Genomic DNA, 19,826 nt, shown 5'->3' on the forward strand with positions numbered 1-19,826 from the left:
GAAAGGCCAGCCCAATGAGCAGTGAGAATTATACACCCGCCGTGAACCCTTTGCCGCCCGTTGTGGTGGCCTTGGTGCTGTTCATTATGGGGGTGGAACTGGCCTTTACCCTGGGAACACGCGGGCTGATCGGCGGCCCGTCGGCGGTGGGATGGCGGCTGGATGCGCTGCAGAGCTATTCGTTTTCGCCTGATATCTTTGATTGGATGGTCGAGAACGGGCGCTGGCCGTTCGAACATGTCATGCGTTTCGTGACCTACCCCTTCGTGTCGGGCTCTTTCACGCAGGCCGTTTTTGTCTGCGTCTTCCTGCTGGCCATGGGCAAGATGGTGGCCGAGGTCTTTGGCGGGTTTCAGATGTTGGTGATCTTCGTGCTGTCTGGCGTGGGCGGGGCACTGGCCTATGCACTGTTGCTGGACCCCCAATACCCGCTGGTCGGAGGGTTCCCGCCTGTCTATGGCCTGATCGGCGCATTCACGTGGTTGCTGTGGCGCAAACTGTCATTGGTTGGCGAAAACCAGCACCGCGCCTTTGGTTTGATCGCGGCCCTGATGGGGATTCAACTGGTGTTCGGCCTGCTGTTCGGCGGTACGTCCGACTGGGTGGCCGATCTGGGCGGGTTTGCCACAGGCTTTGGCCTTTCGTTCCTGCTTGCCCCGGGTGGCTGGGCGCGGATCGTGCGGCGCATTCGCCGCGACTGATCACGACCGACGCAAGGCTTTGCGGAACTCTGACACCTCGAAAGCGCCAAACAGGTGGCCCAGAAAGAAATAGGTGGCCGCGGCAATCTTGATCAGGATGATCAGCGCCAGATAACGCCAGCCGGACAGTTCGAATGCCCAGCCGAATAGATGAATGGCGGCGTATAGAACGACACCCATCCCCAGCGACGCGGCCACGATGCGCCATGCCCGGTGTTTGAAGCGGTCGTCGAACCGCGCCTCTTCACCCATGCGTCGCGCGCCGAGGATCAGCAGACCGACCATAGCCCACCCGGCAGCCGACGCCGCAATGGCCGGTGCGATCCAACCCACCAGCGGATAGAGACCAAAGGCCAGCCCGGCATTCACGACCATTGCAACCACGGCATAGCGGAACGGGGACCGCGTATCCTCACGTGCGAAATACAGCGGTTGCAGCAGCTTTTGCAGCATAAAGGCAGGAAGGCCGATTCCGTAAATTGCCACTGCCAGCGCTGTGGCCGCGGTGTCCTCGGCGCTGAATTGGCCACGTTCGAACAGGACCGAGACCATCGGGTTTGGCAGGATCACAAACGCCACGGTCGACGGTATGGTCAGCAACAGCGTGAACTCACCTGCGCGGGAAAACGCGTTGCGGGCGCCGTCCCCGTCCCCGGCGCGCAAGCGGCGGGACAGATCGGGCAGTAGCACGATGCCGACGGCAATGCCCACCACGCCCAGCGGCAGTTGATACAACCGGTCAGCCGCGAACAGCCAACTGATCGCCTTTTCGGTTTTCGAGGCTACCAATTGCCCCACCACCAGATTGATCTGAGTGACGCCCATTGCCAGTGCCGCCGGAACGGCGATGCGCACCATGCGGCGCATCTCGGGGCTGAGTTTCGGCAGGCCGGGCCGGATGCGAATGCCTGCACGCTCGGTCGCCACCCAGACCAGCGCCAGCTGTGCGACCCCGGCCACGGGAATGACGGCGATCAGCCAACGGATCACCTCGCCTCCAGCGGCTGCCCCGGCGATCAGGGCCGTGCAGGCAAAGATGTTCAGCAATACGGGTGCGGCGGCGGCGGCGGCAAAGCGACCCGTGGCGTTCAAAACACCCGAGAACAGCGCTGCCAGCGACATGAACAGGATGTAAGGGAACACCACATATCCATAGTCCACGGCCAGATCGAACCGTTCATCACCGTGAAACCCTTCGGCCGTGATCCAGACCAGCGCGGGCATGAACACCATTGCCAGCCCGACCAGCGCCAGCACCGCCACGGCCAACAGATTGAAGGCGTCCTGCGCAAAGCCTTGGGCGTTTTCCTCTCCTTCCAGCCGCTTGGAAAACATCGGCACAAAGGCCGCGTTGAACGCGCCTTCGGCAAAGAAACGGCGGAACATGTTTGGCAGACGGAAGGCCGCGACAAAAGCATCCATCACCGGACCTGGACCGATATAAGCCGTCAGCAGTATTTCCCGCAAAAAGCCCAGAATCCGGCTGGCCAGCGTCCAGAACCCGACCGTGAACAGGCCTGAAAACAACCGGATCTGCTTCATGAGGCCGCGCGCTCGGCGCCTTCGGTGATGGCTTTGCGCAGTTTGGTTTCAAGCGTGCGCTGTTTGCCTTCCGCATGGTATTTTAGACCAAACATATCCTTGACGTAAAAGGTGTCGACCACCTGTTCGCCATAGGTCGCGATCACTGCGTTGGCGATATAGACATTGGCCGCGGCCAACGTTCGGGTCAGGTCATAGAGCAGACCCGGACGGTCGCGGGTATCGACCTCGATGATAGTGTAAATCTCGGACCCATCATTATCAAAGGTGATATGGGTCGGCACGTTGAAGGCGCGTTCGCGTTTCTTGATCTTGTCGCGCGATTTCAGCGCATCGCGGGCAACAACCTCACCCTTGAGCGTCTTTCGGATCATCTGGGCCAGGCGTGGCAGGCGGCTGGCCTCGAACGGGTGGCCTTCGGTGTCCTGAATCCAGAAGGCATCGGTTACATAACCGTCTTTGGTGGTGTAGCTGCGCGCATCCACCACGTTGGCCCCGACCAGCGCCAGAGCACCCGCAATTCGCGCAAAGATACCGGGGTGATCGCCCATTGCGAAACAGGCCCGTGTGGCGTCCCGGTCTTCGTCCGGTTGCATGCGGATTTCTACCTCACCCGGATCACCGCTGTGTTCCAGCGCCCGCAGCATCTCGGCAAACTCGACTTGGGTGTGCAGGTTCAGGCCCTGCCAGTACGGCGCATAGTGCCGCCCGGTTTCGACCTTTAGGTCCGCCTTGGACCAATTCGACAACGCGGCACGCAGGGCTTTTTTGGCCTCGGTCCCGCGATTGGCGCGGTTGAGGTCCTCCATCCCGGTTTCAAGCGCGCGCTTGGTTTCGGCGTGCAGGGCGCGCAAAAGGGTGGCTTTCCAGTTGTTCCACGTGTTCGGCCCGACCCCGCGAATATCGCAGACTGTCAGAACCGTCAGCAGGTCCAGCCGTTTGACCGTTTTCACCGCTTTGGCAAAATCGCGCACAGTGCGCGGGTCTGAGATGTCGCGCTTTTGCGCCATGTCCGACATCAACAAGTGATACCGCACCAGCCATTCCACGGTTTCCGAGTCCGCCTTGTTCAGCCCAAGCCGGGGCGCAACCTTACGGGCGATTTGCGCGCCGAGGATCGAGTGATCTTCGGGTCGTCCCTTGGCGATGTCATGCAACAACAACGCAACATACAGCACCTTGCGGTTCACACCGCCTTTCAGAATGGACGACACCAGCGGCAGCGGTTCAATTAGTTCTCCGCGTTCGATCTGGGCGAGGTTGACGATACATTGGATGGTGTGCTCGTCCACCGTATAGCTGTGATACATGTTGAACTGCATCATCGCCACGATGGGCTCGAACTCGGGCAGAAAGGCGGACAGCACCCCCAGTTCGTTCATCCGCCGCAGCGCGCGTTCGGGGTTGCCGTGTTTCAGCATCAGATCAAGGAAGATGCGCCGCGCCTCGCGGTTTTCGCGCATATCTTCGTCGATCAGGTCCAGGTTCGCGGTCACCAACCGCATCGCGTCTGGGTGGATCAGCATGCCGGTGCGCAAACCTTCTTCGAACAGACGCAGCAGGTTCACTTTGTCGGCAAGGAATTTCTCGGGATCGGCCACGTCCAGACGACCATGCACCACCCTATAGCCCGCCTTGACCCGCGGTCGGCGACGGAAGATGCGTTCAAGCAGGGCCTCACCTTTCATATGCGAGGCTTCCAGCTTGGTCAGGAAAATACGCGTCAATTCCCCGACATAAGTGGCCTCGCGGAAATAGCGCTGCATGAACACTTCGACCGCGCGGCGCCCGGCCCGGTCTTCATAACCCATCCGGTCGGCCACCTCGACTTGCAGGTCAAAGGTCAGTTGTTCGGTCGGGCGTCTGGTGATCAGATGCAGATGCGAACGGACGGCCCACAGGAAATCCTCGGCCTTTACGAATGTTTTAAACTCTTCGGGCGTAAACAGGCCCAGAGGCACCAGTTCAGCCACATCCTGAACGCCATAGATGTATTTCGCGATCCAGTAGAGCGATTGCAGATCGCGCAGCCCGCCTTTGCCTTCTTTGACATTGGGCTCGACCATATAGCGCTCACCCTGTTTTTGGTGACGCTCATCGCGTTCCTGCAATTTGGCTTCGATGAACTCTCGCTCGCTGCCTTTGAACAGGTCAGCCTTCAGGCGGTTGTCCAGCTCGGCGGCCAGTTTGCTGTCCCCCGCCAGATAGCGCTGTTCCAGCATCGAGGTTCGGATGGTGAAATCCTCGGCCCCAAGCCGCAGGCAATCCTTGATCGTGCGGGACGCATGGCCAACCTTCAGCCGCAAATCCCACAGGATATACAGCATGGATTCAATCACGCTCTCGGCCCAGGCGGTGATTTTGTAGGGCGTCAGGAACAGCAGGTCGACATCAGAGGACGGTGCCATTTCCCCGCGCCCATACCCGCCCACCGCCAGCACAGCGATCCTTTCCCCCTGTGTCGGGGTGGCCAGAGGGTGCAGATCCTCGCTGGATACCTTCATGGCGGTACAGACCAGCCCATCGGTCAGATAGGTGTAGGAATGGGTCAGCGGCCGTGCATCAAACGGGCGTTCGGCAAAGGCATCGGCAATGGCCTGGCGCCCGCCTTTCTGGGCATCACGCAAGATGCGAACGGTCTCATTGCGCCGCGCTGCGTTGTCCGAGGTCTTGTCAAAGGCCTCCGACAGCTGTGCCATGACGGCGGCGCTGTCGAAAATTTCATCCGCCGGGCAGATCAGCTCACCCCTGGGGGTGAGCTTCAAACCCGTTTGCTCAGAAACCGGCGCCTGTGAAGCTTTGTGGGGCAGGGTCAATCACTACTACCTGTTTATTTTGGATCGTGGCGACAGCCAGACCGCGTTCATTCGTACCGTTCGGCCGCAGGCGGAAGATACCGCCAACCCCCTGGAAACCGGCGTTTTGCGTCAGCGCCGAAGCGGTCAGAGCGTTGGATTTACCCTGGCTGACAAGTGCGGCGATTGCGGCGATGCCGTCATAGGCCAATCCACTGATCGGGTGCGGGGCCTCGCCATAGGTATTGTTATACCGTTGTCGGTATGCCTGCGCCTTCGATGGGTCCGGGAGCGCAAACCAGCCACCTTGTACGCCTGGCAGGTCCAGTGTTTGCGGCGGGATGTCCCAGCGTGTCAGTCCGATAAACTGCGTGCTTGTTGTGGAAACGCCCGCCTCAGGCAGTAGCTGAGTGAAAAGCGGCAGCGCGCCGGCTGTGGTTGCCGTTAAGAACAGCGAATCCGCGCCAGACGCATCTACTGTTGCTTTGACTGAGGGAACCGAGTTGATGACGCCCTGCTGCGAACGGTCATACCCCACCGATCCTGCATTGTTCACGCGGCTGCCGGCAAGCGCGTTGGCAATGGCGGTTTGACCCAACTGGCCCGCAGCATCGTTGCTGTGAACGATGACCATGTTTGATTTGCCTTGCGACCCAGCAAAACTGACAAGGCGGTTGGCTGTATTGTCGAAAGTTGGTCCAAGCACGAAAACATTGCCGCCTGCAATGCTGGTGTTGTTCGAGAAGGACAACACGTTGACGTTGCTGCTCAGCGCCGCAATGCCTGCAGAGTTTGCAGCCTGCGCATAGACCGGACCGAGTATGATTTTCGCCCCGTCCGCCACCGCCTGTTGCGCAACCGCAGCGGCCGTATTTGAACTGCCCCGCGTGTCATAAACGCGCAGATCAATCTGAACATTCTGCAGATCTGACATGGCCAGTCGGGCGGCGTTTTCCAGGCTACGTGCCAGCGCCGCATCACCGGCCTGCCCCGATCCCGCGGGAACCAGTAGGGCAACAGGCACGGGGTCTGACGTGTCGATCGACGGACCTCCGCCGATGGTGCTGACGTCACAGGCGGCCAGAAATGCGGCGGTTGCCAGTACGGCGGCGGTGCGCGCCAGTTTGCGAACGGGCTTGCAAACGGTAAACATCTGAATGAAAACTCCCTGTCCCGGCGGCTTGAGATGCCGCCAATCTATTGGGTCGCGATAATAAACGTCACGCTGTGAGGGTCCAGCTTTGAATTTCCAAAAAGTCAGATTGGGCACCGGCCTGTATTTTGTTGCCACTCCGATTGGAACAGCGCGCGATATCACGCTCAGGGCGCTGGACGTGCTGGCCTCGGCCGATGTGATTGCCGCCGAAGACACTCGCAGCCTGCGGCGGTTAATGGAGATTCATGGCGTCCCGCTCGAAGGGCGGCGCATTCTGGCTTATCACGACCACAGCGGCGCGGGGGCACGTGGCAAAATTCTGGATGCTCTGGCCGAAGGGAAATCGGTTGCTTATGCGTCCGAGGCCGGAATGCCGCTGATTGCCGATCCGGGTTATGATCTGGGGCGGCAGGCGGCCGAGGCCGGGCATATGGTGACCTGCGCGCCGGGGCCGTCGGCGGCATTGATGGCCCTGACGCTGGCGGGGTTGCCGACGGACGCGTTCTTTTTCGCGGGTTTCTTGCCCAACGCAACCGGCGCGCGCCGGACGCGGATCGAGGCGTTGCGCGACATTCCCGGCACGCTGGTGTTTTACGAATCACCCAAGCGCGTGGCGGCTTGCTTGTCGGATTTGGCCGAGGTGTTGGGTGGAGATCGCCAGGCCGCGATGTGCCGTGAGTTGACGAAAAAGTTCGAAGAGATCCGGCGCGGCTCATTGGGTGAACTGGCTACTGCCCTGCAAGGACAGACGGTCAAAGGTGAAATTGTTCTTCTGGTCGACAGGGGTCATTCGGAATCTGTTAACGAATCCGACATAGAAGAGGCTTTGACACGCGCCTTGGAAACCCATTCGGTGCGTGATGCGGCGGATCTGGTGTCGCAGATGTACAAACTACCGCGCCGTCCGATTTATCAAAAGGCGTTGAAATTGGGAAAGGGATGACATGACCTCGCGATCTGTCCGAAGTTCGGTTTCCTACCATGCCGGACAGGCGGCAGAGTTGCAGGTCGCAGCCGACTATGAACGTAGGGGTTTCAAAATCGCGCATCATCGCTGGCGCGGCGCAGGCGGTGAGATCGATCTGATCGCCCGGGGCAGTGACGGGCTTGTGTTCATCGAAGTCAAGAAAAGCACCAGTTTCGACATGGCCGCGGCGCGGATTAGCCAGCGGCAGATTTACCGGATTTTTACTTCAGCAGCGCAATTTCTGGAAACGGAACCGGGCGGGCAGCTGACAAATGTTCGGTTTGATGCGGCGTTGGTGGATGCCACGGGGGCTGTTCAAATCATCGAAAACGCGTTTGGTCAGGCCTGACACCCATTGAACCCTCGGCCCCTCTGGGCCATGTATCTGGCGTGAAACTGAGGGACACGCCATGAAAATCGCCTTTCAGATGGACCCGATCGGGGCCGTGGATATCAACGCAGACAGCTCATTCCGTCTGGCCGAAGAGGCACAGGCGCGCGGGCATATGCTGTTTTTCTACAGCCCGGACCAGTTGGCCTATCAAGAGGGGCGGATCACCGCGCGCGGTCAGGACATGAAAGTGCAGCGTGTGGCAGGCAACCCGGCCGAGCTGGGCCCGGAACGCGAGGTGGATTTGGCCGAGTTCGACGTGATCTGGCTGCGCCAGGACCCTCCGTTCGATATGCATTATATCACCTCGACTCATCTGCTGGATCGTCTCAAAGGGCAGGTGTTGGTGGTCAATGATCCGTTTTGGGTGCGGAATTACCCCGAAAAGCTGCTGGTTCTGGATTTCCCTAACCTGACCCCGCCAACCACGATCGCGCGTGATCTGCAAACCATCAAAGCGTTCAAGGAAAAGCACGGCGATGTCATTCTGAAGCCGCTCTATGGCAACGGTGGCGCGGGCGTGTTCCGGCTGGATGCGAATGACCGCAACCTGACCTCTCTGCACGAGCTGTTTACAGGCTTCTCGCGCGAGCCGTTGATCGTGCAGAAATTCCTGCCCGATGTCAGCAACGGCGACAAGCGCGTGATCCTTGTGGATGGCGAAGCCGTGGGCGCGATCAATCGTGTTCCGGCGAAGGGTGAGACGCGGTCAAACATGCATGTGGGGGGGCGGCCCGAAAAGATCGGCTTGTCCGAGCGTGACCGGGAGATTTGCGCGGCGATTGGCCCGTTGCTGAAAGAAAAAGGCCAGATTTTCGTAGGGATCGACGTGATCGGAGACTATCTGACCGAAATCAACGTGACCTCGCCCACCGGCATTCAGGAGCTTGAGCGCTTCGACGATGTGAACATCGCCGAAAAAATCTGGCAGGCCATTGAAGCCAAGCTTTAAGAGGCAACCTTGGCGCTGATGCGAAAGCTCAGCGCCTCGGCCACGTGAGGGCGCCGGACATCTGGTGTGCCATCGAGATCTGCAATCGTGCGCGCGACCCGTAAAATACGGTGAAAGGCGCGCGCCGACAGGCCGAACCGTTCAGCGGCCTTCAACAGCAACTCTTTGCCTTCGGCATCCGGCGCGGCAATTTCTTCCAGTATCGAACCTTCAACATCGGCATTCTGCCGCGTAGCGGGCGTGTCCTGGAACCGTTCGGCCTGAATGGCGCGGGCCTGGTCGACGCGCGCTGCAACTGTCGCCGAACTGTCGCCGGAAGGTGGCAGGTCCAGATCGGTGAACCCGACTGGGGGCACCTCGATCCGCAGATCAAACCGATCCATCAGCGGGCCTGATATGCGGCCCAGATAGTCCTCTCCGCAGACAGGCGCGCGAGAACAGGCGCGGGCGGGATCGGTCAGATATCCACATTTGCAGGGGTTGGCTGCAGCCACCAGCATGAACCGGCAGGGGTATTTCACATGGGCATTTGCGCGCGCGACCATAACCTCGCCAGTCTCGATAGGTTGGCGCAGGGTTTCCAGCACGGTGCGCGGGAATTCGGGAAATTCGTCCAAGAACAGAACGCCATTATGAGCCAAGGAAATCTCGCCCGGCTTGGCGCCCTTGCCACCCCCAACGATCGCCGCCATAGAGGCGGTATGGTGGGGTTCGCGAAAGGGACGGCTGCGGCTGATGCCGCCTTCGTCCAGCAACCCGCACAGAGATTGGATCATCGAAGTTTCCAGTGCCTCGGTCGGGGTCAGAGGCGGCAGAATACCGGGCAGGCGCGCGGCGAGCATGGATTTACCCGATCCGGGTGTGCCGATCATGATCAGGTGGTGGCGGCCTGCGGCGGCGATCTCCAGCGCGCGCTTGGCCCGTTCCTGCCCTTTTACATCGCGTAGATCGCGGGCGCTGGGCGCCAAGTTCACTTCGCCGGGTTGGGCCGCAGGCAAGGGCGACTGGCCCGAAAAATGGCGTACGACATCGCCGAGTGATCCCGCGCCGATGACCTGTGTGGCATCCACCCAAGCCGCCTCGGCGCTGGAGGCTCGGGGGCACAGCAACGCGCGATCCTCGGCTGCGGCAGTCATGGCGGCAGGCAGCGCACCGACGACCGGAACCAGCGAGCCGTCCAGAGACAACTCGCCCAGCGAAACCGCGCCTTCGGCGGCGTCGGGCGGGATGATTTCCAACGCCGAAAGCAGCGCGACGGCGATGGGCAGGTCGAAATGGCTGCCTTCTTTGGGCAGGTCAGCGGGGGACAGGTTGATGGTGATCCGTTTCGACGGCAGCGCGATGGCCATCGAACTCAGCGCGCTGCGGACGCGGTCGCGGGCCTCGGACACGGCCTTGTCGGGCAGGCCTACGATGGAAAAAGCGGGCAGGCCCGGCGAGACGGCGCATTGCACCTCGACCGGGCGGGCATCAACCCCTTGGAAAGCGACGGTATGAGAACGGGCGACCATGAACGACCTGTTTGGTTAACAGGTCGTTGCTGCCATGGATGCGGTTTACGAATGGTTAACGGTGTCGGTCATTGCTAAGAATTTTGGCCAGGCACCGGGGTCCGCAACCGTTTTGTCGCGGCAGAATTGGTTACAGAATCCCCAGCGCTGACCGTCCAGTTCCAGAAAATGGGTGACCGCTTTGCCGGAATAAGGACAGATATCGTTGATCGATGGTCCGTTATCTACAGATTGGGCATCGGTTTGCGCGCCGATGGGCCATGCCTGTGACGGCAGGTCGAATGCGTAGGGGAACGGATCATAGGTCACGGTCAATCCCATTGCGCGCCATTGTCGGACCGAAGGGTCGGATAGCAAATCCAGGCAATATTCCCGATTAGCCACGGACACAGGCAAACCATAGCCAATGATCCGCGCGGCCACGGGGGTGTAAAATACATCCACCAGAGAATACCTGCCGAAAAGCGGCCCGGAGTCTGCACCGGATATAGTGCGGGCATGTGCCCAGAGGGTTTCGATCCGGTCCAGATCAACCAGCGTTTCAGGCGATGGACCAAATCCCTGCCAGCAGTGCAACAGCTGCATCGAACATTCCGCGCGCAACGCGGCGAATCCGGCAGTCATTTCGGCGCATAGCCACCGGGCCGTTGCGCGGGCGGCCACGTCTTCGGGCCACATCCCGGCCTCTGGATGCCGTTCGGCCAAGGTCTCGGCCATGGCAAGGCTTTCGCCCACTATGGTCCCATCCGGCAGGCGCAGAGCAGGGACAAGGCGCGCCGGGGCCAGCGGCTTCATATCCTCGGCCATGGTGCCGGAATAGAGGCCAATCATGTGGTTTCGGTAGGGCAGGCCGAACTTTTCCAGCATCAGCCAACCGCGCAAGGACCAGCTGGAAAACAGGCGGTCTCCAATAAATAAATCATAGGTCATACGACTACGATGGCGCGCCGCGATCGTTCAGTAAATCAGTGATTTGTGCGGGGTGTGATCACGGACAGTGATTGATCTGCCCAACCGACCAGCGATCGCCGTGATGGGTGATGTCGGTGACCGAGAGGTTGTCGATGCGATGGCTGAACGCCTCTTGTGCGTCAACGCCAAGGGCGCGCTGCACCTGGGTCAGGATCACGCCGAAATGGGCCACGATGATCAGGTCGTGGCCCGTGTGATCGACAATCAACTGGTCGATCACGGCATCGACGCGGGCGCAAACCTCGTTCCAGCTTTCACCTTTGGGCGGGCGCACGTCGCCGGGATTGTCCCAATACGCAAAGGCCAGATCGGGGTTTTCGGCCTCAATCTCTTTGAAATTGCGCAATTCCCATGTGCCGAAGTGAATCTCGCGCAGGTCGCTATGATGCGGCAGGCGCTGGCGTTTACCCTGAATGGCCGATGCCGTATCGGTGGCCCGCAGCAAGTCAGATGATACCACCAGCGCCTTGTCTGGCAGATGGTCGTGCAATCGCGCGATAGCGGCGTGATCGCTGAGGTCGGCAGGCAGATCGGACCACCCGACCATGGTTTTCGCATGGGTCGGCCCGTGACGAACAAGATGCAGACGGGTCACGGCAATTGTCCTTTCAGCACCAGCGGAAGCCCTGCTGTGACCTGCACGGCCAGATCGGCCTGTGCGGCCAGCGCGATGTTCAACCGTCCCTGTGCTTCGCGGAAGCGGCGGGACAGAGCGTTGTCCGGGACGATGCCATGGCCGACTTCGTTCGAGACGATGATAACCGGCGCCCGGCACGATTGAAGGGCCTGCAACAGCACAGATTGGGCTTGTTCCAGATCGTTTTCAGCCAACAGATGATTGGTCAGCCACATGGTGGCGCAGTCGATCAGACAGATATGATCGGGGGTCAAATCGGACAGGGCCGGGTCAAGATCAAATGGGGCTTCGATCGTCGCCCATCCTGCACCTCGTTGGGCGATATGGCGCTGAACCTTGTCGCGCATCTCATCATCAAACACTTGTGATGTGGCGAGATAAACGCGATTTTTCCCTGATGAAACAACAAGTTGCTCGGCAAAAACGGATTTACCAGAGGCCGCGCCACCCAACACAAAGGTTAAATCCGGATACACTATTATTACCTTTCTGGTGATCCACCCGGTTTTGTTCTGCGTATCGACCCTAGGTCGGTAAGGCAAGCCCGGCCCGCGCCTGTGAAAAGGGGAGATTTCCATGGCACTGGATAATGGAACCGATTTTTCGATGTCCCGGCAGGCGATGAAAGCCGAATTGCTGGACGCAGAAACTGAATTAAAGCTGGCTTATGCGTGGCGTGACGACCGTGACGAACAAGCGTTGCATCGGTTGATCACGGCCTATATGCGGCTGGCGATTTCGATGGCGGCCAAGTTCAAACGATACGGCGCGCCGATGAATGATCTGATTCAAGAGGCCGGATTGGGCCTTATGAAAGCGGCCGACAAATTTGATCCCGATCGAGGCGTGCGCTTTTCAACCTATGCGGTCTGGTGGATCAAGGCGAGCATTCAGGACTACGTGATGCGCAACTGGTCGATGGTGCGCACTGGGTCGACCTCATCGCAGAAATCCCTGTTTTTCAACATGCGGCGGGTTCAGGCGCGTTTGGAACGCGAGGCCGCAACCGAAGGGATGGATCTGGACCGTCATCAGTTGCACCAGATGATTGCAGCTGAAATCGGCGTGCCCTTGCGTGATGTTGAGATGATGGAAGGGCGCCTTTCGGGCTCGGATTTCTCACTGAACGCGGTGCAATCGAGCGATGAAGACGGTCGGGAGTGGATCGATGCACTAGAGGATGAACGCGAGCAGGCTGCCGAGACGGTTGAAAACAGCCACGATACTGAACAGCTGCGCGAATGGCTGGTGACGGCGATGCAGGCGTTGAACGACCGCGAACGCTTTATCGTGCGCGAACGCAAGCTGCGCGATCCTGCCCGCACGCTGGAAAGTCTGGGGCAAGAGCTTGGCCTGTCGAAGGAACGCGTGCGTCAGCTTGAGGCTGCGGCTTTTGTGAAAATGCGTAAGAACCTTGAAGCCCAGTCGCGCGAGGTGCAACACTTCATCGCATGAGACAGCTTGCGATTCTTGTTTGTACACTGATGGTTATGGCCGCGCCCGGCCAGGCCGAAGATTTGATCCCCGATGATATTCTGGCCGCGATGACCTCGGCGGATGTAGTCATTTTGGGCGAGATACACGACAACCCGCAACACCATGTCATTCAGGCCGAAGCATTGAAGGCCATCACCCCCTCGGCTGTTGTGTGGGAGATGGTAACCGAAGAAGGTGCGCAGCGACTGGCGGATAAGGCTGTATCCAACCCCGAAGAGCTTGCGCGCATTCTGGAATGGCTTGAATCGGGCTGGCCGCCGCTCAGCATGTATTACCCGGTGTTTCAAGCGTCAGACGCGCCCGTCTACGGGGCGATGGTTCCACGTGCCGCAGCCCGTGCGGCGATGGAGCGAGGGGCAGCCACCGCTTTGGGCGCGGATGCGGCACGTTATGGACTGACCGTGCCTTTGCCAGCCGACGAACAGGCCGCGCGCGAGGCCGATCAACTGGCCGCCCATTGCGATGCGATCCCAGAAAGTGCCTTGCCGCAACTGGTGGCCATTCAGCGCCTGCGCGATGCGGTGCTGACGCGCGCCATCTTGCGCGCCACCGATGAAACCGGCGGACCGGTGGCGGTGATTACCGGGAATGGCCATGCGCGTAAGGATCGTGGCATTCCTACCTATTTGTCCCGACTGCGCCCGGGGCTGAAGGTCTTTGTGCTGGGTCAATCCGAGGATGGCGTGGTAAACGGCACCTTCGACGCAGTGATCGACAGCCCCAGCGTTGAACGTGAAGACCCATGTCTGGCGTTTCAAAAGCCGAATTAACGGCTGGAACTGTTAGGCCCCCTTGCCTAATGTCGGGGCCGACCGGGACAGGAAAGGCTCAACATGCTGGCATCGAAACGCATTCTGCTGATTATCGGCGGTGGGATCGCGGCCTATAAGTCGCTGGACCTGATCCGGCGCCTACAAGAACGCGGCGCGGCCGTGACGCCCGTGTTGACGCGCGCGGCTGAGGAATTCGTGACACCCCTGTCCGTGGCGGCTCTGGCCGGAGAGAAAGCCTATCGCGATCTGTTCGATCTAACAGATGAGGCCGAGATGGGGCATATCCAATTGTCGCGCTCGGCGGATTTGATCGTTGTGGCCCCCGCGACGGCGGATTTGATGGGAAAGATGGCTACCGGGCTGGCGAACGATCTGGCCTCGACCCTGTTGATGGCCACCGACACGCCGGTTCTGTGTGCACCTGCGATGAATGTGCGCATGTGGGACCATCCGGCGACGCAGCGCAATTTGAAGCAATTACAGGCGGACGGCGTCCGTTTTGTCGGCCCAAACGAGGGTGATATGGCATGCGGTGAATACGGCCCCGGCCGTATGTCCGAACCGCTTGAGATCGTCGCAGCGATTGAGGCGGAACTGGGTCAGGGTCCGCTTAGCGGTAAGCGCGTGCTTGTGACCTCGGGGCCGACGCATGAACCGATTGACCCGGTGCGTTATATCGCCAATCGCTCGTCTGGGGCGCAGGGTACGGCGGTGGCCCGGGCGCTTGCTGCACTGGGCGCTGACGTGGTCTTTGTCACCGGCCCAGCGGATGTTCCGCCGCCCCCAGGGGTGCAGGTCGTGCAGGTCGAAACCGCGCTGCAAATGTCGGACGCCGTCAATGCCGCACTGCCGGTGGATGCGGGCGTGTTCGCTGCAGCTGTCGCGGATTGGCGGGTCGCCAGTGCCTCGGACAAAAAGCTGAAGAAAAGCCGCGATGGGATGCCAGCGCTGGAGTTTGCCGAAAATCCCGACATCCTAAAACGCGTATCGCATATGAAAACCGGTCGCCCGGCGCTGGTTGTCGGATTTGCCGCCGAGACGGACAATGTGATCGAACATGCCACCGCCAAACTGGGGCGTAAGGGCTGTGACTGGATCGTGGCCAATGATGTCAGCCCGGCAACCGGGATCATGGGCGGGTCCGAGAATGCGGTGATCCTGATCTCGGATGACGGGGCCGAGGAATGGCCGCGCATGGGCAAAGATGCAGTGGCCGAGCGTTTGGCGACCAGGATCGCCGACGCTTTGACGAGCTAGACAAGAGGAACAGTGATGGTTGCAATTCGTGTGATCCGCGAACAGGGCGCTGACCCCTCAGTACCCTTGCCGTCTTATGAAACCGCGGGGGCGGCTGGTGCGGATGTGCGGGCAAACCTGCCCGGCGGTGCGTCAATCACGCTTGAACCGGGCCAACGCGCCCTGGTGCCCACTGGTCTAAGGATCGAAATTCCGCAGGGGTTCGAAGTTCAGGTGCGCCCCCGCTCGGGTCTGGCTCTGAAACACGGGATCACCCTGCCCAATACGCCCGGTACGATCGACAGCGACTATCGCGGCCCATTGGGTGTGATCGTCTTGAACGCAGGTCAAGAGGCGTTCGAGATCACTCATGGCGAACGCATCGCGCAACTGGTCGTAGCCCCGGTCGTGCAAGCTGCGTTCGAAGCGGTTGATATGCTCAGCGACACGGCGCGCGGGGCGGGTGGTTTCGGCTCGACCGGGCGCGGCTGATGCTTCTGGTCGGGATTTTAGCGGCTGGTCTGTGGGGCATCGGTTATCTGGCTGGTGTATCGCGGACGGCCCGCACGACTTCGGTGGCCGTGCTGCTTCTGGGTGTGATTACGGCTCAATTGCTGCTTCCTGATGGGCATCCGTTGCGTCAGGCGACCGGCGGTTCTGCGGCGATGTGGCTGATACTGGCGGGTACGGTGCTGCTGGTACTGGTTTACGGACGTGTTCTGAAAGCGTTGCGAAACCGCGCCGCGCCAGCCTCAGCCAAGGAGCCCGCAATGCCATCCGACCAGTTTTCTGAGACCGAACTTGAGCGCTATGCCCGCCATATCGTCCTGCGTGAACTGGGCGGGCCGGGACAGAAAAAGATGAAACAGGCGCGGGTTCTGGTCATCGGTGCTGGCGGTCTTGGAGCACCTGCGTTGCAATATCTGGCTGCCGCCGGGGTGGGGACTATCGGCGTGATTGATGATGACGAGGTTGAAAACGCCAATCTGCAACGGCAGGTTATCCATCGCGACGCAGATATCGGCATACCCAAGGTCTTTTCGGCGCAACAGGCGATGCTGGCGCAGAACCCCAATGTGATCGTCCTGCCCTATCACCGCCGCCTGACGGATGAAATCGCCACTGACCTGTTTGCAGATTTTGACCTGATCCTTGATGGCACCGATAACTTTGACACCCGCTATCTGGCAAACCGCACTGCTGTCGCGCTGGGCAAGCCGCTGATCTCGGGCGCGCTGTCACAATGGGAAGGCCAGCTCAGCGTCTTCGACCCGGCCAATGGTGCGCCCTGCTATCAATGTATCTTCCCCCAGGCTCCGGCCCCCGGTCTGGCCCCCTCCTGCGCCGAGGCTGGTGTGATTGGCCCGTTGCCCGGCGTGGTAGGCTCGATGATGGCGGTTGAGGCGATCAAGGTAATCACCGGGGCTGGGCAAGCTCTGCGCGGTGAGATGTTGATCTACGACGCGCTATTTGGTGAAAGTCGCAAAATCACCCTATCACGTCGGGAAGATTGCCCCATTTGCGCAGGTTCCAAAAACTAGATGCAACCGCCGCGCGCGTCAGCGCACGGTCCGGCCCAACGCCGCCAAGGCGCATCTTTGATGCGCGCTGCGGGGGCGGGAGCCCCTGAAACCGCACCCTGCTTCTGGCGCGCGAAACTGGATTGTCGCGGAATTTGATACGCCACCTCTGGACCATTCCAGCCCGCCTCCCTAGCTTGACCAGCAAAGGAGATTTGCATGACCAACCCGATCCTGTCCAACTGGACCACGCCGTTTGAAATCGCTCCGTTCAACGCAATCTCAGACGACGATTTCGCCCCCGCGCTCGAGCAGGCCATGCAGGCGCATAACGCCGAGATCGACGCGATTGCCGACAACCCCGATGCGCCCACCTTTGCCAATACGGTCGAAGCGCTGGAAGCTGCTGGAGAGCAGATGGACAAGGTGTTGTCGGTCTTTTTCACGGTCGCAGGGGCAGACAGCAACCCGGCACGAGAGGAACTGCAACGAGACTTCTCGCCCAAACTTGCGGCGCATTTCTCGGGTATTTCTTCGAATAAGGCTCTTTTTCAACGGCTGGCCGATCTGTGGTCTCGCAAGGAGGATCTGAACCTGACGGATGAACAGGCCCGCGTTCTCATGCTGACCCATCGCGGTTTTGTCCGTGCGGGTGCGGCGCTTGAGGGCGAAAAGGACGCCCGGATGCAGGACATCAAGGCACGGCTGGCCTCGTTGGGAACGTCTTTCACGCAAAACCTTCTGGCCGACGAGCGTGATTGGTACATGGAGCTATCCGAAAACGATCTGGAGGGGTTGCCTGCATTCGTGGTGGATACCGCCCGCGCTGCGGGGCAGGAAAAAGGAGTAAAGGGTCCGGTGGTCACCCTGTCGCGCTCGCTGATTGTGCCGTTCTTGCAATTCTCGCCTCGGCGCGACCTGCGGGAAAAGGCCTATCGGGCCTGGGCGGCGCGTGGTGCCAATGGCGGTGAGACCGACAATCGCAATATCTCAGCTGAAATCTTGCAACTGCGCGAAGAACGCGCCAAGCTGCTGGGCTATGACAGCTTCGCCGGTTTCAAGCTGGAAACTGAAATGGCCCGCACGCCTGACAAGGTGCGCGACCTGCTGATGCAAGTTTGGGGCCCCGCCAAGTCACGCGCCGATGCCGATGCTGAAATCCTGACGCAGATGATGCAGGAGGACGGCGTCAACGGCCCGCTGGAAGCTTGGGACTGGCGCTATTATGCCGAGAAACGCCGCAAGGCCGAGCATGATTTGGATGAGGCCGCGTTGAAGCCTTACCTGCAGTTGGATCGGATGATCGAGGCTGCCTTTGCCTGCGCAAACCGCCTGTTCGGGCTTGAATTCGCACCGTTGGATGTGCCGCTTTATCACTCCGATTGCCGCGCGTGGGAAGTCACGCGCAACGGGCAACATATAGCCGTATTCATAGGCGACTACTTCGCACGGGGGTCTAAACGGTCAGGGGCGTGGTGCAGTGCGATGCGGTCGCAGGCCAAGTTCCCCAAAGTGCAGGCGCCGGTCGTGATCAACGTCTGCAACTTTGCCAAGGGCGATCCTGCGTTGTTGTCTTACGACGATGCCCGGACCCTATTCCACGAGTTCGGTCACGCGCTGCATCAGATGCTGTCCGATGTGACCTATGAAAGCATTTCGGGCACCAGCGTGGCGCGGGACTTTGTAGAGCTACCCAGCCAGCTATTTGAACACTGGCTGGAAGTGCCCGAGGTTCTGGCCGAATTTGCCACTCACGCCGAAACCGGCGAAGCGATGCCACAGGAGATGCTGGAAAAAGTGCTTAAGGCCGCCAATTTCGATCAGGGGTTTCAGACGGTGGAATATGTCGCCTCGGCGCTGGTCGATCTGGCGTTCCACGATGGCGATGCCCCGGCTGATCCGATGGCGAAACAGGCTGAGGTTTTGTCCCAGATCGGCATGCCGCAAGCCATTGGGATGCGCCACGCCACCCCGCATTTCGCGCATGTCTTTGCAGGCGATGGCTATAGCGCGGGCTATTACAGCTATATGTGGTCCGAGGTCATGGACGCCGATGCCTTTGCCGCGTTTGAAGAGGCCGGAGGGGCCTTTGACCCCGAACGCGCTAAAGCGTTGGAAGAAAACATCCTGTCCACAGGCGGCTCACGCGAGGCCGAAGAGCTGTACCTCGCCTTTCGGGGTCGGTTGCCGGGGGTTGAGGCCTTGCTGAAAGGGCGCGGTCTGATCGCGGCTTAGTACCCCAGAGACCGGTCAACGAGGTGCAGGAAGGGTTCACCTTCCTCACCCCGACGGATGTTCTCGCAGATCACCTGCGCTGCTGTTTCGGGCCGGGTTTCCGAGGCGATATGCGGGGTCACCGTCACATTCGGATGCGCCCAATAGGGGTGATCTGCAGGCAGGGGCTCAACCCGAAACACGTCCAGCGTCGCGTGGCCAACCTGACCCGCATTCAGTGCCGCCAGCAGGGCATCGTCGTCGATCAACGGGCCCCGACCGGGATTGATAATGCAAGCACCCTTTGGCAGCAGGGCCAGAGTGTCGGCGTTCAATATACTCACGGTGGCGGGAGTGTCAGGCAACAGCAAAACCACGATCTCGGCCCGCGACAAGGCTGTGCGCAGCCCATCGGGACCATGCAGGCAGGTAATACCGGGAATATCCTTGGCTGTACGGCTCCAGCCGGTGACATCGAATTTCAGCGCCGCCAGCGCACGCGCCGCGGCCTCGCCCAACGCGCCAAGGCCCAGAACACAGACCTGACGTCCGGTTGCCAGCGGGGGCGGTGCAGGGGTCCAGACACCATCCTGCACGGTGATGTGTCGATCCATGCCGAGGTGATGGCGCAGCACGTGGCCCACCACCCATTCGGTCATGCCTTGTGTCAGGCCATGATCCACCATCCGCGCCAGCGGCACGGTCAGGGTCGCATTCCCCGCGATTTTTTCTACCCCGGCCCACAGGCTAAGCACGGCCTTCAGCCGGGTGTATGGGGTGAAATCCAGTAACCCACCGCTTGGGGCATAGACAATATAGTCGACTTGATCCGGCTCAAACTCGGTTGCCAGGTGAAAGTCTACCCCGGCTTCGGTCAGGCCTTTGGTCAATAGAGGCTTATAGATCGGCCATTGCGCTGGGCGCGCGGAAAACAGGACGTTCACGGGCATAAGGGGCCTTTC

At 60.3% G+C, this 19,826-nt stretch carries 18 protein-coding genes; 10 read left to right on the forward strand and 8 right to left on the reverse strand.

What is annotated here, in order from left to right; genetic code table 11:
* Nucleotides 1-14: 14 nt before the first annotated feature.
* Nucleotides 15-701: a rhomboid family intramembrane serine protease gene (locus tag ACR0LY_RS13655; RefSeq protein ID WP_170350584.1), complete on the forward strand. Its 687-nt coding sequence runs from the start codon at nucleotides 15-17 to the stop codon at nucleotides 699-701.
* Here the strand turns inward: ACR0LY_RS13655 and murJ are convergent, their stop codons facing one another.
* From murJ to ACR0LY_RS13670, 3 genes are read right to left on the reverse strand one after another with little or no spacing between them, the layout of a single operon-like run.
* On the reverse strand, nucleotides 702-2,243 hold the full coding sequence (gene murJ, locus ACR0LY_RS13660; RefSeq protein ID WP_170350583.1) for a murein biosynthesis integral membrane protein MurJ: 1,542 nt from the start codon (nucleotides 2,241-2,243) through the stop codon (nucleotides 702-704).
* Nucleotides 2,240-5,059, reverse strand: a complete 2,820-nt coding sequence (locus ACR0LY_RS13665) for a [protein-PII] uridylyltransferase (protein WP_170350582.1) — start codon at nucleotides 5,057-5,059, stop codon at nucleotides 2,240-2,242. The genes murJ and ACR0LY_RS13665 overlap by 4 nt, the downstream gene beginning before the upstream one ends.
* Nucleotides 5,019-6,191 (reverse strand): penicillin-binding protein activator, encoded by a 1,173-nt coding sequence (locus tag ACR0LY_RS13670; RefSeq protein WP_170350581.1) that lies wholly within the window; start codon nucleotides 6,189-6,191, stop codon nucleotides 5,019-5,021. The genes ACR0LY_RS13665 and ACR0LY_RS13670 overlap by 41 nt, the downstream gene beginning before the upstream one ends.
* Before the next feature lie 88 nt (nucleotides 6,192-6,279).
* Between ACR0LY_RS13670 and rsmI the strand changes: the two genes are divergently transcribed.
* The 3 genes from rsmI (at nucleotide 6,280) to gshB (ending at nucleotide 8,504) form a co-directional block, all read left to right on the forward strand.
* Nucleotides 6,280-7,137, forward strand: coding sequence for a 16S rRNA (cytidine(1402)-2'-O)-methyltransferase (gene rsmI / locus ACR0LY_RS13675; protein ID WP_170350580.1), 858 nt, complete (start codon nucleotides 6,280-6,282; stop codon nucleotides 7,135-7,137).
* Nucleotide 7,138: 1 nt separating this feature from the next.
* The gene (locus ACR0LY_RS13680; RefSeq protein WP_170350579.1) at nucleotides 7,139-7,510 is read left to right on the forward strand and encodes a YraN family protein; all 372 of its coding nucleotides are present in this window, start codon (nucleotides 7,139-7,141) and stop codon (nucleotides 7,508-7,510) included.
* Nucleotides 7,511-7,571: 61 nt separating this feature from the next.
* Nucleotides 7,572-8,504 carry a glutathione synthase gene (gene gshB / locus ACR0LY_RS13685; RefSeq protein ID WP_170350578.1) on the forward strand — a complete coding sequence of 311 codons (933 nt, stop codon included), beginning with the start codon at nucleotides 7,572-7,574 and terminating at the stop codon, nucleotides 8,502-8,504.
* Here the strand turns inward: gshB and ACR0LY_RS13690 are convergent.
* Genes ACR0LY_RS13690 through cobU form a run of 4 tightly spaced genes read right to left on the reverse strand, consistent with a single transcriptional unit; the run spans nucleotide 8,501 to nucleotide 12,100 of the window.
* A complete protein-coding gene (locus ACR0LY_RS13690) occupies nucleotides 8,501-10,015 on the reverse strand; it encodes a YifB family Mg chelatase-like AAA ATPase (protein WP_170350577.1) in 1,515 nt (504 codons plus the stop codon). The two genes, gshB and ACR0LY_RS13690, sit on opposite strands and share 4 nt — an antisense overlap.
* Before the next feature lie 45 nt (nucleotides 10,016-10,060).
* A complete protein-coding gene (locus tag ACR0LY_RS13695; protein WP_170350576.1) occupies nucleotides 10,061-10,945 on the reverse strand; it encodes a glutathione S-transferase in 885 nt (294 codons plus the stop codon).
* A gap of 58 nt (nucleotides 10,946-11,003) precedes the next feature.
* Nucleotides 11,004-11,582 carry a histidine phosphatase family protein gene (locus ACR0LY_RS13700; RefSeq protein WP_170350575.1) on the reverse strand — a complete coding sequence of 193 codons (579 nt, stop codon included), beginning with the start codon at nucleotides 11,580-11,582 and terminating at the stop codon, nucleotides 11,004-11,006.
* Entirely contained in the window at nucleotides 11,579-12,100 is a 522-nt protein-coding gene (gene cobU / locus ACR0LY_RS13705) for a bifunctional adenosylcobinamide kinase/adenosylcobinamide-phosphate guanylyltransferase (protein WP_170350574.1), read from the reverse strand. Before cobU ends, ACR0LY_RS13700 begins: the two co-directional genes overlap by 4 nt.
* Nucleotides 12,101-12,200: 100 nt before the next feature.
* Here cobU and ACR0LY_RS13710 point away from each other — a divergent pair, with 100 nt between their 5' ends.
* The 6 genes from ACR0LY_RS13710 to ACR0LY_RS13735 all read left to right on the forward strand — a co-directional run bounded on the left by ACR0LY_RS13710 (nucleotide 12,201) and on the right by ACR0LY_RS13735 (nucleotide 18,885).
* Nucleotides 12,201-13,079, forward strand: coding sequence for an RNA polymerase factor sigma-32 (locus ACR0LY_RS13710; protein WP_170350573.1), 879 nt, complete (start codon nucleotides 12,201-12,203; stop codon nucleotides 13,077-13,079).
* A complete protein-coding gene (locus ACR0LY_RS13715; RefSeq protein WP_170350572.1) occupies nucleotides 13,076-13,891 on the forward strand; it encodes a ChaN family lipoprotein in 816 nt (271 codons plus the stop codon). The genes ACR0LY_RS13710 and ACR0LY_RS13715 overlap by 4 nt, the downstream gene beginning before the upstream one ends.
* Nucleotides 13,892-13,954: 63 nt before the next feature.
* Nucleotides 13,955-15,151: a bifunctional phosphopantothenoylcysteine decarboxylase/phosphopantothenate--cysteine ligase CoaBC gene (gene coaBC / locus ACR0LY_RS13720; RefSeq protein ID WP_170350571.1), complete on the forward strand. Its 1,197-nt coding sequence runs from the start codon at nucleotides 13,955-13,957 to the stop codon at nucleotides 15,149-15,151.
* Nucleotides 15,152-15,166: 15 nt separating this feature from the next.
* On the forward strand, nucleotides 15,167-15,622 hold the full coding sequence (dut, locus tag ACR0LY_RS13725; RefSeq protein ID WP_170350570.1) for a dUTP diphosphatase: 456 nt from the start codon (nucleotides 15,167-15,169) through the stop codon (nucleotides 15,620-15,622).
* Nucleotides 15,622-16,671 carry a HesA/MoeB/ThiF family protein gene (locus ACR0LY_RS13730; RefSeq protein ID WP_170350569.1) on the forward strand — a complete coding sequence of 350 codons (1,050 nt, stop codon included), beginning with the start codon at nucleotides 15,622-15,624 and terminating at the stop codon, nucleotides 16,669-16,671. The genes dut and ACR0LY_RS13730 overlap by 1 nt, the downstream gene beginning before the upstream one ends.
* Before the next feature lie 198 nt (nucleotides 16,672-16,869).
* A complete protein-coding gene (locus ACR0LY_RS13735) occupies nucleotides 16,870-18,885 on the forward strand; it encodes a M3 family metallopeptidase (protein ID WP_170350568.1) in 2,016 nt (671 codons plus the stop codon).
* On the opposite strand, the gene ACR0LY_RS13740 is transcribed toward ACR0LY_RS13735, so the two are convergent.
* Nucleotides 18,882-19,814 carry a 2-hydroxyacid dehydrogenase gene (locus ACR0LY_RS13740; RefSeq protein ID WP_170350567.1) on the reverse strand — a complete coding sequence of 311 codons (933 nt, stop codon included), beginning with the start codon at nucleotides 19,812-19,814 and terminating at the stop codon, nucleotides 18,882-18,884. The two genes, ACR0LY_RS13735 and ACR0LY_RS13740, sit on opposite strands and share 4 nt — an antisense overlap.
* Between the last annotated feature and the right edge of the window lie 12 nt (nucleotides 19,815-19,826).

The organism is Ruegeria sp. BC5, from assembly GCF_056539205.1.

What these genes read in the sequence shown, in the direction of transcription:
- ACR0LY_RS13695 (WP_170350576.1), bottom strand. Translation starts at nt 10,945, where the DNA reads ATGACCTATGATTTATTTATTGGAGACCGCCTGTTTTCCAGCTGGTCC.
- ACR0LY_RS13735 (WP_170350568.1), top strand. Translation starts at nt 16,870, where the DNA reads ATGACCAACCCGATCCTGTCCAACTGGACCACGCCGTTTGAAATCGCT.
- gshB (WP_170350578.1), top strand. Translation starts at nt 7,572, where the DNA reads ATGAAAATCGCCTTTCAGATGGACCCGATCGGGGCCGTGGATATCAAC.
- ACR0LY_RS13680 (WP_170350579.1), top strand. Translation starts at nt 7,139, where the DNA reads ATGACCTCGCGATCTGTCCGAAGTTCGGTTTCCTACCATGCCGGACAG.
- ACR0LY_RS13710 (WP_170350573.1), top strand. Translation starts at nt 12,201, where the DNA reads ATGGCACTGGATAATGGAACCGATTTTTCGATGTCCCGGCAGGCGATG.
- coaBC (WP_170350571.1), top strand. Translation starts at nt 13,955, where the DNA reads ATGCTGGCATCGAAACGCATTCTGCTGATTATCGGCGGTGGGATCGCG.
- ACR0LY_RS13740 (WP_170350567.1), bottom strand. Translation starts at nt 19,814, where the DNA reads ATGCCCGTGAACGTCCTGTTTTCCGCGCGCCCAGCGCAATGGCCGATC.
- ACR0LY_RS13670 (WP_170350581.1), bottom strand. Translation starts at nt 6,191, where the DNA reads ATGTTTACCGTTTGCAAGCCCGTTCGCAAACTGGCGCGCACCGCCGCC.
- ACR0LY_RS13715 (WP_170350572.1), top strand. Translation starts at nt 13,076, where the DNA reads ATGAGACAGCTTGCGATTCTTGTTTGTACACTGATGGTTATGGCCGCG.
- murJ (WP_170350583.1), bottom strand. Translation starts at nt 2,243, where the DNA reads ATGAAGCAGATCCGGTTGTTTTCAGGCCTGTTCACGGTCGGGTTCTGG.
- dut (WP_170350570.1), top strand. Translation starts at nt 15,167, where the DNA reads ATGGTTGCAATTCGTGTGATCCGCGAACAGGGCGCTGACCCCTCAGTA.
- ACR0LY_RS13730 (WP_170350569.1), top strand. Translation starts at nt 15,622, where the DNA reads ATGCTTCTGGTCGGGATTTTAGCGGCTGGTCTGTGGGGCATCGGTTAT.
- ACR0LY_RS13655 (WP_170350584.1), top strand. Translation starts at nt 15, where the DNA reads ATGAGCAGTGAGAATTATACACCCGCCGTGAACCCTTTGCCGCCCGTT.
- ACR0LY_RS13690 (WP_170350577.1), bottom strand. Translation starts at nt 10,015, where the DNA reads ATGGTCGCCCGTTCTCATACCGTCGCTTTCCAAGGGGTTGATGCCCGC.